This window comes from Catellatospora vulcania (genome assembly GCF_009720385.1).
GTDB lineage: Bacteria > Actinomycetota > Actinomycetes > Mycobacteriales > Micromonosporaceae > Catellatospora > Catellatospora vulcania.
In genome coordinates, this window is record NZ_WARX01000017.1 from 43,783 (window position 1) to 60,407 (window position 16,625).

13 protein-coding genes are annotated in these 16,625 nt (G+C 73.3%); 3 read left to right on the top strand and 10 right to left on the bottom strand.

All coding sequences use genetic code 11. The features are described from left to right. Positions 1 to 31 precede the first annotated feature (31 nt). The 9 genes from F6W97_RS32080 to deoC all read right to left on the bottom strand — a co-directional run bounded on the left by F6W97_RS32080 (position 32) and on the right by deoC (position 11,678). A complete protein-coding gene (locus F6W97_RS32080; protein ID WP_155374306.1) occupies positions 32 to 859 on the bottom strand; it encodes a DNA primase in 828 nt (275 codons plus the stop codon). Between the two features lie 71 nt (positions 860 to 930). Next, positions 931 to 2,766, bottom strand: coding sequence for an amino acid ABC transporter ATP-binding/permease protein (locus F6W97_RS32085; RefSeq protein ID WP_155374307.1), 1,836 nt, complete (start codon positions 2,764 to 2,766; stop codon positions 931 to 933). Then, positions 2,763 to 4,427, bottom strand: a complete 1,665-nt coding sequence (gene cydD / locus F6W97_RS32090; protein WP_407924629.1) for a thiol reductant ABC exporter subunit CydD — start codon at positions 4,425 to 4,427, stop codon at positions 2,763 to 2,765. The genes F6W97_RS32085 and cydD overlap by 4 nt, the downstream gene beginning before the upstream one ends. A gap of 27 nt (positions 4,428 to 4,454) precedes the next feature. Then, positions 4,455 to 5,897, bottom strand: coding sequence for a SigE family RNA polymerase sigma factor (locus F6W97_RS41450; protein ID WP_330164996.1), 1,443 nt, complete (start codon positions 5,895 to 5,897; stop codon positions 4,455 to 4,457). A gap of 106 nt (positions 5,898 to 6,003) precedes the next feature. After that, positions 6,004 to 7,011: an acyl-CoA dehydrogenase family protein gene (locus tag F6W97_RS32100; RefSeq protein ID WP_155374309.1), complete on the bottom strand. Its 1,008-nt coding sequence runs from the start codon at positions 7,009 to 7,011 to the stop codon at positions 6,004 to 6,006. A 117-nt stretch (positions 7,012 to 7,128) separates the two neighbouring features. Continuing rightward, positions 7,129 to 8,232, bottom strand: a complete 1,104-nt coding sequence (locus tag F6W97_RS32105; protein ID WP_155374310.1) for a hypothetical protein — start codon at positions 8,230 to 8,232, stop codon at positions 7,129 to 7,131. Between the two features lie 170 nt (positions 8,233 to 8,402). Further along, positions 8,403 to 9,224 (bottom strand): aldehyde dehydrogenase family protein, encoded by an 822-nt coding sequence (locus F6W97_RS32110; RefSeq protein WP_230687181.1) that lies wholly within the window; start codon positions 9,222 to 9,224, stop codon positions 8,403 to 8,405. A gap of 73 nt (positions 9,225 to 9,297) precedes the next feature. Then, entirely contained in the window at positions 9,298 to 10,728 is a 1,431-nt protein-coding gene (locus tag F6W97_RS32115; protein WP_155374312.1) for an aldehyde dehydrogenase family protein, read from the bottom strand. Between the two features lie 2 nt (positions 10,729 to 10,730). Then, on the bottom strand, positions 10,731 to 11,678 hold the full coding sequence (deoC, locus tag F6W97_RS32120; RefSeq protein ID WP_155374313.1) for a deoxyribose-phosphate aldolase: 948 nt from the start codon (positions 11,676 to 11,678) through the stop codon (positions 10,731 to 10,733). A gap of 146 nt (positions 11,679 to 11,824) precedes the next feature. On the opposite strand from deoC, the gene F6W97_RS32125 reads away from it, so the two are divergent. Further along, positions 11,825 to 13,111 carry a glycosyltransferase gene (locus tag F6W97_RS32125; RefSeq protein WP_230687182.1) on the top strand — a complete coding sequence of 429 codons (1,287 nt, stop codon included), beginning with the start codon at positions 11,825 to 11,827 and terminating at the stop codon, positions 13,109 to 13,111. A 9-nt stretch (positions 13,112 to 13,120) separates the two neighbouring features. Further along, a complete protein-coding gene (gene upp, locus F6W97_RS32130; protein WP_155374315.1) occupies positions 13,121 to 13,753 on the top strand; it encodes a uracil phosphoribosyltransferase in 633 nt (210 codons plus the stop codon). A 166-nt stretch (positions 13,754 to 13,919) separates the two neighbouring features. Here upp and F6W97_RS32135 read toward each other — a convergent pair whose 3' ends face one another. Continuing rightward, positions 13,920 to 14,660 (bottom strand): class I SAM-dependent methyltransferase, encoded by a 741-nt coding sequence (locus F6W97_RS32135; protein ID WP_155374316.1) that lies wholly within the window; start codon positions 14,658 to 14,660, stop codon positions 13,920 to 13,922. A 105-nt stretch (positions 14,661 to 14,765) separates the two neighbouring features. On the opposite strand from F6W97_RS32135, the gene F6W97_RS32140 reads away from it, so the two are divergent. Then, entirely contained in the window at positions 14,766 to 16,592 is a 1,827-nt protein-coding gene (locus F6W97_RS32140; RefSeq protein WP_155374317.1) for a hypothetical protein, read from the top strand. Positions 16,593 to 16,625: the final 33 nt, after the last annotated feature.

Genomic DNA, 16,625 nt, shown 5'->3' on the forward strand with positions numbered 1-16,625 from the left:
GTGCCAAAGACTGATGTTCCCTGGTTAGGGGTCAGTCGCGCCAGTCCACAGCGCCAGAGATCTTGCCAATTACCGAACGCCAGCCGATGGATGCCTGCTCTGCCCCGATTTTCTTCAGCTTTCGCTTTGCGAAGAACGCACCGACGCCGCCCCCTTCCGAAGCGCGCAGCGCATCGTCGAGGTCGTCGAGCGGGGAGCCGGGGGAGAGCGCCACCATGACGGGCTTGAGGCGAAGAGCGTAGCTCACATCTCTGGCAAACTCCCCGGCGCGCAGCACGAGCTCGGCGTCCCAGGCATCCGGGCCACCGCGCAGGTTCTCCACGACCAGGTCCAGTTCGTACGCGTCGTCCTCGCCCGCGACCACGTCGGTGGCCTTGACCGACTTGGCGAGCTTCGCCCAGCCTTCGAGTTGCTTCATGTCGTGCGGTGCGCCGGAGCGCACGAAGTCGGCCAGGCCCTTGGCCGACAGGAACAGCAGCAGGCGGCCCTTGTGCGAGAGGAAGACGGGCACCTCCTCGTCGGAGACGGCGGCGTCCTCGTCGTCCTCCTCCTCGGCCTCCTCGGCCTCGGCGGACTCCACGACGCGCTCGGCGACCTCGTCCTCGGCGGGAGCCGCGGCGACCTCGTCCAAGGCCTCCTTGGTCCACTGGAACTCCGGCAGCTCTTCCTCGTCCGCGACGCCCATGGGACGGCCGGTGCGGCCAGCGAAGATCGCGTCGTCGTCCTCGCGATCGGCGATGTCGGTCGGGGTCAGCTCGCTCGCGGGACGGTACGCCCGCAGCGTCATGCCGACCTTGCCACCGGGCAGGGCTACCTCCACCGGCGAGACCTGGTACTCGTCCCAGAGCGTGCTTGCCACTGCTGACCTCCGCCGTTCAGCTGCCGACCTCTACCGGGTCGGTGACTCTCCGCACACCCTAGTGGTTCGTGTCAGCCCCCGTGCGCCCGCACCCAACCCTGCGTTCCGCGCTCCTTCACGCGTCCGCCGTCCAGCACCACGACCTCGTCGAACGCGTCGAGACCGGAAAGCCGGTGGGTCACCAGCACCACCGAGCGGCCGCGCCGGTGCGCCAGCACGGCGGCGAGGACCGCGTCGGCCTGCGCGGGGTCCAGGCCCTCGGTCGGCTCGTCGAGCAGCAGCACCTGCGGGTCGGCCAGCACAGCCCGGGCCAGCGCGAGCCGCTGCCGCTGGCCGCCGGACAGCTCGGCCCCGTCCTCGCCGACGCGCACGTCCAGGCCGTGCGCGTCCACCCAGTCCCCCAGCCCGGCGGTCCGGCAGGCGGCGACCAGCTCGTCCTCCGTCGCGTCGGGTCGGCCCAGCAGCAGGTTGTCCCGGACCGAGGCGTGGAACAGGTGTGCGTCGGCCAGCAGCCCGGTCACCGCGGCGGGCCACTGATGCCGGTCGAACGCCGCGATCGGCATGCCGACGCCGGGCGCCGAGGGCGCCAACGCTGACCCGTCCGTGTCGCCGTTTTCGGCGGTCGGGTCGGTGGACCGCGCGGCGTGGGCCGGTTCGGCGGTCGCGGTGCCGGAGTCCGGGGTGATCGCGCCGGTGAGCAGGGCGAGCAGGGTGCTCTTGCCGGCGCCGGAGGGGCCTACGACCGCGATCCGGCGGCCGGGTGGCAGGTCGAGGTCGATGTCGTGCAGGGCCGGCGCGGCGTCGGCGCGATAGCGCACTCCAGCCCCGCGCAGGCGCAGGTGTACGGATCCGTCCGGGACCGGCAACCCGCCGTCCGCGGCGGCCGCGGGCTCGTCCAGCAGCTCGGCGACGCGGCGCAGGCTGCCCTGGATCTCGGCGCCCTTGCGGGCGGCGGCCAGCAGCGACAGCGCCAGCTCCCCGGTGGCGAGGGTGGCCACCGCGAGCACCGCCAGCCACACCCCGGGCAGGCCGCGCGACAGGGCGGTGATCATCACGGCCATCGCGGTCACTGCGCCGAGCGTGGTCGCCGCGGCGTCCACCGCGAACGAGCGCAGGGCCAGGGCACGTTCCACCCGGGCCAGTTCGGCGGCGTGTGCGGTGCCGCGGGCCTCGTACTCCGGACGGGCGCCGAAGGCGGCGAGGTCGGCCGCGCCGTGCACCAGGTCCACCGTGTCGACCGCGTACGCGGCGCGCAGCGGGGCCAGCCGGGCCGCGCCGTGCCGGGCCAGCCGGGCGGCCAGCAGCGGCAGCGCCACGCCGGTGACCAGCAGACCGGCCAGCAGCACCAGGGCGACGGCGGGGTCGGCGAACATGGCCGTGCCGACCGCGGCGACGGCGACCAGCCCCGCGGCCGCCATCGGCAGCATCACCCGGATCACCAGGTCCTGCACCGCGTCGACGTCGGAGACCATCCGGCTGAGCGCGTCGGCCCGGCGGGCCGGGGGCCGGTCCACCAGCGCCGCGAAGATGCGGGCCCGCACCTCGGTGACCATGCGCAGCACGGCGTCGTGGCTCGCCAGCCGCTCCACGTAACGCAGCACGCCACGCCCGATGGCCAGCGCCCGCACCAGCACGATCGCGATCGACAGCGCGATCAGCGGGGGCTGCCCGGCCGCCGTCGCCAGCAGCCACGTCGCGGCGGCCATCAATCCCAGGCCCGCCGCCTCGGTCCCGGCCGCCAGCAACCCGGCCCCGACAAACCGCCACCGCAACGGGTACGCGAACGCCAGCACCCGCCGCACGGCCGCGTCACCCGGACCGCGCCCGCTCGCCTTCCCGAGTTCGCTGCCCGGCAGGTCTGCGGAGCGCGCCGCGACGGCGTGCGGCGAGGCGGCGGACGTGGTCATGCGGTCACCAGTTCGTTGAGGGTGCCGTGGTCGATGCGCACCACGCGGGTGGCCGCGGCGAGCAGGGCGGGTCGGTGCGCGACCAGCAGCGCGGTGCGGCCCTCGACCAGCGACAGCGTGGACTCGACCACCGCCTGCTCGCTGGCGGCGTCCAGCCGGGCCGTCGGCTCGTCGAGCAGCAGCAGGGGAGCGTCGCGCAGGAAGGCGCGGGCCAGCGCGAGCCGCTGGCGCTCGCCGCTGGACAGGCCGTGTCCGCGCTCGCCGAGCACGGTGTCCAGGCCCTGCGGCAGGGCGTCGACCACCGGGCCGAGGGCGGCGGCGCGGGCCGCCCGCGCGACGCGCTCCCGGGCGGTGCCCGGCGCGCCCAGCGCGATGTTGGCGGCGAGCGTGTCGGCGAACAGGTGGGCGCGCTGCGGCACCCAGCCGAGCTGCCGCCGCCAGCCGTCGAGGTCGAGCTCGGCCAGGTCGGCGCCGTCGACCAGGATCCGGCCCGCGGTCGGCGTCGTGAAGCCGAGCAGCAGGTTGAGCAGGGTGCTCTTGCCGCCGCCGCTCGGGCCGACCAGGGCGATCCGCTCGCCGGGGCGGATGGTGAGGTCGACGTCGCGCAGGGCCGTGGTGCGCTCGTACGCGACGGTCACCCCCTGCAGCTCGATCACGCCGGGGCGCGGCGCGGTGCGGGCGCTGCCGGCTGATCCGCTCCCCGATGTTTCGCCGTCGGCGGCCGCGAGCAGGGTGAACGCCTGATCCAGCGCGGTCAGGCCCTCCATGCTGGCGTGGAACCTGGTGCCGGCGGCGCGCAGCGGGGCGTACGCCTCCGGGGTCAGTAGCAGCACAGTGAACGCGGCGGCCAGCGTCATGCCGCCGCCCAGCAGCCGCAGGCCCACCGGCACCGCCACCAGCGCGACCGAGATCGTGCCGACCAGCTCCAGCACCAGCGCGGACAGGAAGGCGATGCGCAGCGTGCCCATGGTCGCCGTACGGTGCCGGTCGGCCATCTCGCGCACCGCGGTGACCTGGGCGCGCGCCCGGCCGAACGCCTTCAGCGTGGGCAGGCCGGACAGCATGTCCAGGAAGTGCCCGCCGAGCATCCGCAGCCGCCGCCACTGGCGCTCGGTCGCGATGCGGGTCTGCCAGCCGACGAGGATGCCGAAGATCGGGATGAGCGGCAGGGTGACCAGCACGATCACCGCCGAGGCGAGATCGGTGAAAGCGAGAGTGGCCAGCACCCCGATCGGCACCGTCACGCCCAGCACGAGCTGGGGCAGGTAGCCGGTGAAGTAGCCGTCGAGCGCGTCCAGCCCTCGGCCGGTGAGCGTGGCCAGCTCCCCCGCCCGCTGCCCGGCCAGCCAGCCGGGACCGCGGCGGCCCACCGCGGCGAGCAGGTCGGCCCGCAGGGTCGCCTTGGCGGTGGCCGCCATCCGCGCCGCGACCACGCCCAGCCCGCTGGTGAGCGCGGCGCGGGCGGTCAGCGCGAGCAGGAACACGGTGATCGCGGCCGGCTCCAGGCGCAGCTCGACCGCGGCGGCCAGCGCTCGGGCGAGCGCGACCGCCGCGGTCACCACGGCGACGGCGACGGCCGCCCCGAGCACCCCCAGCAGGAGCACGTCCCGCCGGGTGGACGGGACCTGCCGGAGCAGACGGGGATCGAACGGGCGGGCCACGCTGTCCATCGTGCCCGATGGCGTGGGTCACTGCCCCGCAGGCCCGGCCACCGTGATGCTCTCGGCGAACCGGATGAGGTCGGTCTCGTCGAGATCACCCGCGTCCTGCGTCACCGACAGCACCCGCTGCTCGTCCAGCCGGACCCACAGCGTCGTCGGCGGGGCCCCTGGATCACCCCGCTCCAGCCGGGCCGGACGGCCGCCGACCAGCAGCGAGCGCTCGGGGCCGACCATGCTCGTATCGGTGCCGATGTTGATGCACACCCCCACCGGGTCCTCCGGGCGCAGCCGGGGCTCCCGGCTCAGGCACAGGTGGTCCACGCCCAGGCTGTCCAGCTCGTACCCGGCGGGGGCCAGCGAGTAGCGGATCCGCGGGGAGGCGGTCAGCCGGCCGGGGCGCAGCTCGCGGGCGAACCGCTCGACCTCGGCCACGGTCAGCAGGCCGCCGAAGCTCTGCACGGTCAGCCAGCGGCTGTCCCGCCGCCAGGTCAGCCCGACCGCCGGACCGGTCTCGTAGTCGCCGGTGCGCAGGGTCGCGCTGACGCCGTTCACCTGCACCGTGCGCGTCTGCTCCGCCTCCCAGTCCCACCGGTAGGGCGTCGGCGCGGCGTAGACGAGCAGGTATCCCGGCCGCCCGGTGCTCTCCAGGCCGGTCATGTCCAGACTGCTGACGACCTCCAGCGGGCCGACCTTGTCCGGCAGCCAGCCCGGCTCGTACGCGAACGACGGCAGCTCGCCACCGGACCCCACCGGCACCAGCACCGACGGCGCGGCGGCCGACGGCGACGGCGTGGCCGGCGACGTCGGGGTGGGCGTGGTCACCGGCGGCGGCTGCGTACCCCGCCAGCCGGGCACCAGCATGATCAGCGCGACGATCACGGCGGCCACCGCGGCGGCCAGCCCCGCCTGCCGTCGCCGCCGCACGCCGACCGCCCGGCGACGCACCGACTCGACCGGCACCGCCGGGAAGCTCCGCTCGCCCGCGGGCACCGGCACCGGGTTCGCCAGCCTGGAACGCAGCGCGGCCAGCCCGCGGTGGGCGTGCACCCGCACCGTGGCGGGCGAGCAGTCCATCAGCTCGGCGATCCGCTCGTCGTCGAGGTCCTCGAAGAAGCGCAGCACCAGCACCGTGCGCTGGCGGCGGGGCAGCGTGCCCAGCAGCGCCCACAGCTCGTCGCGTACCGCGTGGCGCTGCACGAAGTCGTCGTCGCCCGCGGCGTCGGGAGCCGTCTCCAGCGGACGCTCCCGGTGCGACAGCCGCCGCCACCAGGACGAGTGCGCCCACACCACGGCCTTGCGCAGGTAGGCGTCCGGGTTGTCGGCCTCGATGCGGTCCCAGCGGCGGTACGCCTTGGCCAGTACCTCCTGCACCAGATCCTCGGCCAGGTGGCGGTCGCGGCAGAGCAGGTACGCGAAGCCGACCAGGGGCCCGGAACGGGCGCGGACGTAATCCTCGAATTCCGGGTGCACGGGGGTCTCCTCAGCCGGTGAGCGGTGGTCTCGCGGCTAAGACGTCACGGCACGGCCGCGCTGTTTACCCGTTCCGTAAGAAATCTCGGCGGGGCGGCGGCGGCGCTCAGGGTTGCGCGGCCGGCCGCAGGCGGGCGAGCAGGGCGTCGCGAATGGCGGGACGGTTGCCGAAGACCAGCAGGAACGCCGCCTCGCGGAGCAGCCGCTGGGCGTGGTCGTCACGCAGCACCGCCCGCGCGCCGGTCTGCACGGCGAGCTGTGCGGTGGCCCGCAGCACCAGGTCGGAGGCGGCCGCACGGGCGGCGGGCACCGCGTCCGCGTCGGCGGCCAGCAGGGCGGCGCGGGCCGCGGCCAGCTCGGCGTCGAGCGGGCCCGGCCCGAGCAGGCGGCAGCACCGGTTCACCACGCCGAGCGCGAGGAAGCCGTTCAGCGCCGAGCCGCTCGCGTCCGATGACGACCATCTCCGGTACGCCTGCACGTCGGCGAGCCGGTCGGCGGGCACGAAGTGGCCGTCGAAGCGGACGTCCACGGTCCGGCTCGCCTGCACGGCGACCAGTTCCAGCGGAGTGGTGACCAGGGTCGGCGCGTCGGCGGCGTCGACGAACAGGAAGTGCACGTCGTCGTGCTCGTCCCGCGCCGCGGTGTAGAGGGTGTCGATCATGTCCCAGCCGGTCACCCACGGCACGATCCCGTCGAGCAGGTAGCCGCCGTCGACGGTGCGCACCCGCATGGGCGCGGTGGCGCTGCGCAGTCCGGCCAGCGCGATGCCGGCCCGGCGTACCCCCTGGGCGAAGGGTTTCAGCCAGGTGTCGCGGATGCCGGGACGGTCGCTGTGGGCCGCGGCCAGGACCGGGCCGTGGTGCTGGAGCCAGACGAACGCGGTGGTCAGGCAGCCGCTCGCGAGGGTCTCGACCAGCGCCGCCGCCAGCGGGAAGTCCATGCCGAACCCGCCTTCCCCGGGCGGCGCGGCGATGCCGTAGAAGCCCTCGGCGGCCAGCAAGTCCAGCTGGGACGCGGGGATCCGGTCGGCTGCGTCGACCGCGAGGGCGGCGGGGAACAGGACCTCGTCCGCGATCTCCCGTGCCCGTGCCCGCATCCGGCTCGCCTCATCCACGCGACACTCCCGTCATCGCCCCAGGATCGCACCGAGACCGCCGCGCGGGCCAGATCTTGTGCACTTCGTGCTGCTGGGGCGACACGAAGTGCACAAGATCCGAAGAGCTTGCCGGAGTCAGGGGGTGCGTGGCCGGATCTCGTCGCTCGGGTCGGGAGCGATGAGCAGGCCGCCCTGCACCCCGATGAAGTGGTAGCTGACCTGGCGTAACGGCCAGACGACCCAGGGCCGCTCGTCCGCGGCGATCGTGCGGCCGTCGGCGTGCCCGGCCGCGCCGACCAGCACCCAGGAGTAGGTGGTGGACAGCACGGTGATCGAGTCGCCGGTGACGCCGACGGGGGTGATCCCGCGGGGCAGGCCGTCGCGCACCTCGTCGGCGGTCTCGTCGTCGGCGTACAGCACGGCCCGGAGGGTGGCGACCGCGTCGCTGTCGTCGGTGGTGAACGTCGCGCGCACGGTCAGGTAGCAGTTGCGCAGGTTGAGCAGCTTGTCGTCGGGCAGGACCCCGTCGCAGCCGCGCTGCTCGGTGGCGGCGACCCGGACGAGGTGGTCGCCGTTCATGGTCAGTTCGGCGGGGAAGACGTCGGCGGCGCGTACCCAGGTGGGCTCGCTCCTGCTGGTGGCCGGCGGCAGCACCGCGGCCATCAGCACCACGGCGCCGACGAGCGCGACCGTGTTGTAGTGGCGGTCGACGGCGGGCACCGCCCTGCCCACGAAGACCAGGACCAGCAGGAACAGCAGCACGGCCCCGGCCCCGCCCAGCGCCCACAGGATGCCGCCGTCCACCGCTTCGCTGCCCGGTCCCTTGACCAGGTCCGACAGGTCGCGTTTGTGGCCGGGGAAGAAGGTGAAGGCGACCAGGCCGACCACGGCGGTCGCGGTGCCCAGCGCCACCCGCCCGCGCTTGGCGAGCCGGTTCCACAGCGCGGCCACCAGCAGCAGCATCGCGGCGGGCGTGGTGACGATCAGCCACCCGGCGACGGTCATGCCGGCGGCGGAGCAGGCCGACAGGTCGCAGGCGAAGCCGAGCAGGGCGGCGCGCACATGCCCGCCGAGGCGGATGTAGGCGATGACCGCGCCGAAGAAGCCGATGACTACCAGCAGAGTCCACAGGCACCCCGAGCGCGAACTTCGGCGACTGCCTGCCGCCTGGCTCGCGGCGCGGCGATCCGCCTTGCCGACGTACTCGATCGGGCCGCTGCCGGAGGTGGGCTTGCTCATGATCGGCCACCCTAGCGAACCCGCGCACACCCGACCTCCGGCTGCCCGCCCTCGCCGCCGAGCAGGCGGCCGCGCGCGATCCAGAGGCCGAAACGGCAGCTCGACAGCTTGAGATGTGAGGAAGGGCACCTTCTGCATCGCATGGCGACGTGAAGGTGCCCTTCGTCCGTTCACAGGCCCTTGGGGTGCCAGACGGTCTTGGTTTCGAGGTACGCCGTCATGGGGGCGAGGCCGGGGTCGGCGGACCAGTCCGGCGCGGGGGCCGGGCGGCGTACCCGCTTGAGGGTCTCCGCGGCGGCCTGCTCCAGTTCGAGGGCGAGCTTGGCGTCGGCCAGGCCGGTCAGGTCGAGGCCGTTGACGTCGCTGTGCGAGGCCAGCCAGGGGGCGACCTCGGCCGCGGAGCCGGTGAGGATGTTGACCACGCCGCCGGGGACGTCAGAGGTGGCCAGCACCTCGGCCAGGGTGATCGCGACGCGCGGGGCGTCGGTGATCACGATGACGGTGTTGCCGGTCGCGATCGCCGGGGCGATGACGCTGACCAGGCCGAGCAGGGTCGGCTCGGACGGCGCGACGACCGCGACGACGCCGCTGGGCTCGGGCGAGGAGATGTTGAAGTACGGCCCGGCCACCGGGTTCGCCCCGCCGACGACCTGCGCGAGCTTGTCGGTCCAGCCCGCGTACCAGACCAGCCGGTCGATCGCCTCGTCCACCTCGGAGGCCGGCACCTCCAGCGCGGCGAACTCGTCGCGGCGGGCCTCCAGCATCTCCGCGATCCGGTAGATGACCTGGCCCTTGTTGTACGCCGTGGCGCCGGACCACTTGCCGAACGCGGCCCGGGCTGCGAGCACGGCGTCACGGGCGTCCTTGCGGGAGGCCTGGGCGGCGTTGGCCACGAACTGCCCCTTGCTGTCGGCGACGACGTAGGTGCGGCCCGACTCGCTGCGCGGGAACGCACCACCGATGAACAGCTTGTACGTCTTGCGTACGGCCAGCCGCGGCGCGACGGCGACGCCGCCCGCGGTGACCCGGGTGGCGGAGGCGACGGAGTCCGCGGACTCCTTCTTCTTAGCCGGCAAGGTAGGCCTCCAGCCCGTGGCGGCCGCCCTCGCGGCCGTAACCCGATTCCTTGTAACCACCGAACGGCGAGGTCGGGTCGAACTTGTTGAACGTGTTCGCCCAGACGACGCCGGCCCGGAGCTGGTCGGCGATGGCGAGGATGCGGGAGCCCTTCTCGCTCCACACCCCGGCCGACAGCCCGTACGGCGTGTTGTTGGCCTTCTCTACCGCCTCGCCGGGGGTGCGGAAGGTCAGCACCGACAGCACCGGCCCGAAGATCTCCTCGCGGGCGATGCGGTGCGCCTGGGACACGCCGGTGAAGATGGTCGGCGCGAACCAGAAGCCGCGCTCGGGCAGCTCGCACGCGGGCGACCAGCGCTCCGCGCCCTCGGCCGAGCCGATCTCGGCCAGCGCCTTGATCCGCGCCAGCTGCTCGGCGGAGTTGATCGCGCCCACGTCGGTGTTCTTGTCCAGCGGGTCGCCGACGCGCAGGGTGGCCATGCGCCGCTTGAGCGATTCGAGGAGCTGGTCGGCGACGGACTCCTGGACCAGCAGCCGGGAGCCCGCGCAGCAGACGTGGCCCTGGTTGAAGAAGATGCCGGTGACGATGCCCTCGACGGCCTGGTCGATCGCGGCGTCGTCGAACACGATGTTCGCCGCCTTGCCGCCCAGCTCCAGGGTGACCTTCTTCTTCGTGCCCGCGACGGCCCTGGCGATGATCCGGCCGACCTCGGTCGAGCCGGTGAAGGCGACCTTGTCCACGTCGGGGTGGTTCACCACGGCAGCCCCGGTCTCGCCCGCGCCGGTGACGATGTTGACCACGCCCGGCGGCAGCTCGGCCTGCTGGCAGATCTCCGCGAACAGCAGCGCGGTCAGTGGGGTCGTCTCGGCGGGCTTGAGCACCACCGTGTTGCCCGCGGCCAGCGCCGGGGCGATCTTCCACGCCAGCATGAGCAGCGGGAAGTTCCACGGGATGACCTGCCCGGCCACGCCCAGCGGGCGCGGGTCGGACCCGTAGCCCGCGTACGGCAGCTTGTCGGCCCAGCCCGCGTAGTAGAAGAAGTGCGCCGCGGCCAGCGGCACGTCCACGTCGCGGGACTCCTTGATCGGCTTGCCGTTGTTCAGCGTCTCCAGCACGGCCAGCTCGCGGCTGCGCTCGGCGATGATCCGCGCGATCCGGAACAGGTACTTGGCCCGCTCCCGGCCCGGCATCGGGCCCCACACGTCGGTGTAAGCCCGGCGGGCGGCCTTGACGGCCCGGTCCACGTCGGCGGTCGAGGCCTCGGCGACCTCGGCCAGCACCTCCTCGGAGGCGGGGGAGATGGTCTTGAAGCTGCCTGCGCCGTCGACGAACTCGCCGTTGATGAACAGCCCGTACGACGGCTGCAGCTTCACGATCGAGCGCGACTCCGGTGCCGGCGCGTATTCGAATCTGCTCATGTCTAGTCCAGGGTGAAGTAGTCGGGGCCGCTGTAGTGGCCGGTGGCGAGCTTGGTGCGCTGCATCAGCAGGTCATTGAGCAGCGTGGACGCGCCGAACCGGAACCAGTCCGGGTCGAGCCAGCCGTCGCCGGCGATCTCGTTGACCATGACCAGGTACTTGATGGCGTCCTTGGTGGTGCGGATGCCGCCCGCGGGCTTCACGCCGACCTTGCGGCCGGTGGTGTCGAGGAAGTCCCGCACCGCCTCCAGCATGATCAGCGTGACGGGGAGGGTGGCCGCGGGGGCGACCTTGCCGGTGGAGGTCTTGATGAAGTCGCCGCCCGCCAGCATGGCCAGCCAGGACGCGCGCCGCACGTTGTCGTAGGTGACCAGCTCGCCGGTCTCCAGGATGACCTTCAGGTGCGCCTTGCCGCAGGCTTCCTTGATGGCGACGATCTCCTCGAAGACCTCCAGGTAGCGGCCGGACAGGAATGCGCCCCGGCTGATCACCATGTCGATCTCGTCGGCGCCCGCGGCGACCGCGGCCCGGGTGTCGTCCAGCTTCACCTTCAGCGGGGCCTGCCCCGACGGGAAGGCGGTGGCGACGCTGGCCAGGTGGATGCCGGAGCCGCGCAGCGCCTCGTGGGCGGTCGGCACCATCGACGGGTAGACGCAGATCGCGGCTACGGACGGGCAGTTCGGGTCGCCCGGGTCGGGCTGCCGGGCCTTCGCGCACAGCGCCCGGACCTTGCCCGGGGTGTCGGAGCCCTCCAGCGTGGTCAGGTCCACCATCCGGATGGCGAGGTCGATCGCCCACGCCTTCGCGGTCGTCTTGATCGAACGGGTGCCCAGTCCCGCGGCGCGCGCGTCGGCGCCGACCCGGTCGACGCCGGGCAGGCCGTGCAGGAAGGTCCGCAGCGCCGCGTCGGAGCGCGTGACCTCGGACAACGGTGAGATGGTGGCCGTCATGCCGCGAAGTCTACGCGGTCTCATGAATATCGATCTTGTCCACGTCGTGGGATCGGCGGATCGGTGGCCGCCGTCACCACATCCGGCCGACATGCCGCGTTAACGCCGCATCAACGCTGGTCACCGACCGTCTTGGTGTGCGCATCATGCACTTCACCGACACGTACCTGCCGCGTCGCGACGGAGTCGTCACGTCGCTGCGGACACTGCGCGCGGCCCAGGCCGCCGCCGGACACGACGTGCACTGCGTCGTGCCGGCCCACGGGGACCAGGTCGACGAGCCCGGCCTGCTCCGGCTGCCGGCGCTCGCCTGCGGGGTCGCCGACCTGCGGCTGGCCCGCTGGGCGCTGTGCGCCCGGGGGACCCGCGAGCAGCTCGTCGCCGACCTCGGCGAATACCGGCCCGACGTGGTCCACGTGCACACGCCCGGACCGGCCGGGCTGCTCGGGGTGCTGCTGGCCGCCCGGCTCGGGGTGCCGCTGGTGCAGACGTACCACACGGACCTGCACGCCTACGCCGAGGCGTACCGGGTGCCGGGGTGGGCGCTGCGGCTGCTGCTGCGCCTGTACGCGGGGCGGCTCGGGCAACCCGCGCGACTCGTCGGCGGGCGGGCCGCCGTGCTCAGCGAGGGCAACCGGCTGCTGCTCGGCGACGCCCGCGCGGTGGTGGTGCCGACCCGGGCGGTGCTCGACCGGGTGGCGCTGCCGGTGCATCCGACGCGGATGGCGCTGATCCCCACGGGGGTTGGTGAGCGCCCGGCGTCGCGGGCCGAGGCGGGCGCGTTCCGGGCCGGGCACGGTATCGGCCCCAAGGATCCGCTGGTGCTGTTCGTCGGCCGGGTCAACCGGGAGAAGGGCGTCGACCTGCTGGTCCCGGCGTTCGCCCGGGTGCTGGCGGCGTCGCCGAAAGCCCGGCTGGTGCTGGTCGGCGCGGTCTACGAGCGGCGCTGGCTGGCCCGGCTGCTGCGCGAGGCCGGACCCGGGGTCGCCGACCGGGTGGTGCTGACCGGGCAGCAGCCCCCGCATGTGGTGGCGGCCGCGTACGCGGCGGCGGACGTGTTCGCCTTCCCGTCGCGTACCGACACGCAGGCCCTGGTGCTGCAGGAGGCCGCGCTGGCCGGACTGCCCGCGGTGCTGGCCGACCCGTCCCTGCACCGCTACGGCACCCTCGACGGAAACGCCGTGCTGGCCGACCCCGATCCTGAGGCGTTCGGCGACGCCGTGCTGAGACTGCTCACGGACCGCCGGGCCGCCCGCCGCCTCGGGGCCGCCGCGCGGGCCTGCGCCGCCGGGCACACCCCCCAGCGGTACGCCGAGGCCATGCACGCCGTCTACACCGCCGCGGGGACGTGTCCCCTGGACGGGGCGGCCTACACCACCGTGCCGGGGGCCGGGACACCGGTTGGCACGACGCGGGCGGCTACGGGCGGGTAGTTTCACGTCGTGGACGTACTCGTCGTTGATCACCCGTTGGCCCAGGCCCGCCTCACCGCCATGCGCGACTCCCGCACCGACTCGAGCAGTTTCCGGGCGGCGTTGCACGAGCTCACCACCATGCTGGCGTATGAGGCCACCCGTACCTTCAAAGCCGACACGTTCCCGGTCGAGACCCCGGTCGCGACCGCGGTGGGCACCCGCCTGGCGAACCCGCCGCTGCTGGTGCCGGTGCTGCGCGCCGGGCTAGGCATGGCCGACGCCGCGCTGAGCCTGCTGCCCGAGTCCTCGATGGGCTTCGTGGGCCTGGCCCGCGACGAGCACACCTTCGAGCCCCGCGCCTACATGGAGTCCCTGCCCGCCGACCTCACCGGCAAGCCGGTCCTGGTCCTGGACCCGATGCTCGCCACCGGCGGCTCCCTCGAACACTGCTGCCGCCTGCTCGCCGACCGCGGCTGCACCGACATCGTGGTGCTCTGCGTCCTGGCCGCCCCCGCCGGCATCGACCGCCTGCGCGACTCCGGCCTCCCCCTCCGCATAGTCACCGCATCCATCGACGACCACCTCAACGAGCACATGTTCATCGTCCCCGGCCTCGGCGACGCCGGCGACCGCCAATTCGGCGGCATGCCCCGCTTCTGAGGTCCTCTCGCGTCGATCATGAACTTATGGCACGGCTCGACGGCGTGTCACTGCCATAAGTTCATGATCACCTAGCGTGCGGCACCCGCCCCCGCGCCTTTCCCGAGGTTATTGATCATGAAGTTGTTCACGTGACACGCCGCTGAGCCGTGCCATAAGTTCATGATCAACCCGGAAAGGCGGGGCGGCGGAGGACGGCGAGGACGGACTGGCCGAACGGGGGGCGCAGGCGGGACTCCAGGCGGCGGGTGACCGGGGTGACGAGGGAGTCGTAGACGCGCATCATCACGCCGCCCTTGGGGGACATGCCGAGCAGGCGCGCGGTGATGAAGTAGCAGATGAAGCCGAGGGAGTTGACGTACTCCATGCGCTCGACGGTGAGGCCTGCCGACAGCGCGACGTCGGTGAGGGTGCGGCGGGTGTAGCGCCGCCAGTGGCCGGTCGCCACGTCGACCTTGCTCATCGCGATCGGGAACGCGGGCACCACCAGCACCATCGGCGCGCCGGGCTGGATCAGCCGGGCCATGCTGCGCAGCGCCGCCACGTCGTCCTCGATGTGCTCCAGGACGTTGTAGCTGACCAGGGCGGTGTGGTCGCCGGAGGAGTCGGTGGGCAGCAGCATCTCGCGGGCCTCGACCTTCGGGTCGTCGGCGAAACGCTGCTTGAGACTGACGAGCCGCTCCGGGTCGGCCTCGGTGGCGGTGAAGCGGTCCACGTACGGCAGCCACTCCATGAGGTAGTCGCCGAGCCCGCTGCCGATCTCGATCGGGTGCGCGCCGAGGTAGGGGGTGGCCATGCCGGCGAACCAGGTGCGGTGGTTCACCGCCTCGGCCAGGCTTTCCAGCACCGCGGCCTGGATCTTCTGGTCCCCGGTGAGGAGGCTCGGCTCCGTGGCGTACGTCGTCATCGACTGCATCCGTCCGATAGCTGCAACGTGAACAGGATTCCTATTTGTCCCTAGCTTTCAGGGCTAATCCGGACAGATTACCTAAATGCCGTACATTCGACGCTCGTGAAGACCGAAATTCAGGAGTGGCACCGGGCGCGGCCCGTCCCCGCCGAGCGCCCCCATCGGGTCAAGAGCCGTGCTGACCAGCCACGACGCCGCCTCAACGGGAATCTCGCGGTGGTGGCCGGATACCTGCTCGCGGCCCTGTACGTGACGTCCGGGCTGTGGAAGGACGGGTCGCGCGCGCTGCTGTCGACGAACATCCCCGACCAGGTCTTCTTCCAGTTCGTGCTGCGCCACGCCCTCGACGTGCTGACCGGCGACGCCGCCCCGTTCTTCACCACGCAGATGAATGCCCCGCACGGGGTCAACCTGATGGCCAACACGGTGATCCTCGGCCTCGGCATCCCGCTCGCGCCGATCACCGCGATCTGGGGTCCCCAGATCAGCTTCGCCGTGCTGACGGTGCTCGGCCTGGCCGGCACGGCCACCGCCTGGTACTGGTTCCTGCGCCGGCACGTCACCACCTCGGCGGCGGCCGCGGCCGCGGGGGCGGCGCTGTGCGGCTTCGGCCCCGGGATGATCAGCCAGGCGAACGGGCATCCGAACTGGACCGCCCAGTTCCTGGTGCCGTTCCTGGTGCACCGGGCGCTGCGGATGGGCGAGCCGGGCCGCTGGCTGCGCAACGGGGTGCTGCTCGGGCTGCTGGTCACCGTGCAGGCGTTCGTCAACGAGGAGGTGCTGCTCTACACGGCGCTGGCCTGCGCCGCCTTCCTCGCCGCATACGCCGCGGTGACCTGGCCCGCGCAGCGGGCGGCGATCCGCCCGGTGCTGGCCACGAGCGCGGTCGCGGCGCTGGTCGGGGGCGCGCTGCTGGCGTACCCCCTGTGGTCGCAGTTCTTCGGCCCGCAGAGCTTCCGCGGCCTGCCGCCCGGCGCCTCCGCCTACGGCGCGGACCTGGCGAGCTTCGCGGCCTTCCCGCGGCAGTCGCTGGGCGGCAACGTCGACGCGGTCCGGCTGCTGGCCCCCAACGCCGCCGAGGAGAACACCTTCCTCGGCTGGCCGCTGCTGGCGGTGCTGGCCCTGGCCGTGGCGGGCTGGCTGTGGCAGCGCCCGCTGGTCCGGGCGCTGCTGCTGACGGGCGGCCTGTTCGCGGGCTTCGCGATGGGCAGGCAGGTGTTCGCGGGCGGCGAGCGCACCGCGCTGCCCGGTCTGTGGCGGCCGCTGGGGCACCTGCCGCTGCTGGAGTCCGTGGTGCCGGTCCGGTTCGGGCTGGTGCTGCTCCCGGTGGCCGGGGCGCTGATCGCGCTGGCGATCGAGGCGGTGGCCCGGCTGCCGAAGGCGGGTGAGTTCCCGGTGCGGCGGCTGGCGTACGCGCTGATCGGGCTGGCGCTGGTGCCGCTGCTGCCGCTGCCGCTGCTGACCCACCGCGGGCTGCCCGTGCCGAGGTTCATCACCGAGGGGACCTGGCGGGCGTACGTGCCGGCGGGGCGCACCCTGGTCACGGTGCCGGTCACCAGCAGTCATCACAGCGACGGCATGCACTGGTGGGCGCAGTCCGGCGCGGACTTCGCGATTCCGGGCGGGTACTTCATCGGCCCGGGGCGGCTGCCGGGCACCGCCACGTTCGGGCCGCCGCCGCGCCCGACCGACCTGCTGCTGGCCGCCGTCGCCGAGGGCGCCAAGGCGCCGAAGGTCACCGCGCGGATGCGCGAGGGGCTGATCGCCGATCTGCGGTTCTGGCGGGCGGGCGCGCTGGTGCTGACCGACCGCGAGCCGCGCGCCGACGTGCTCCGCAAGCTGGTCACGGACCTGACGGACACCGATGGCGTACGCACCGGCGGCGTCACCGTCTGGGACGTCGCCCCGCTCGTGTCCCCGACGACCTGAACCGAGCTAAAGGCCAGGTCAATCGCCATCAAG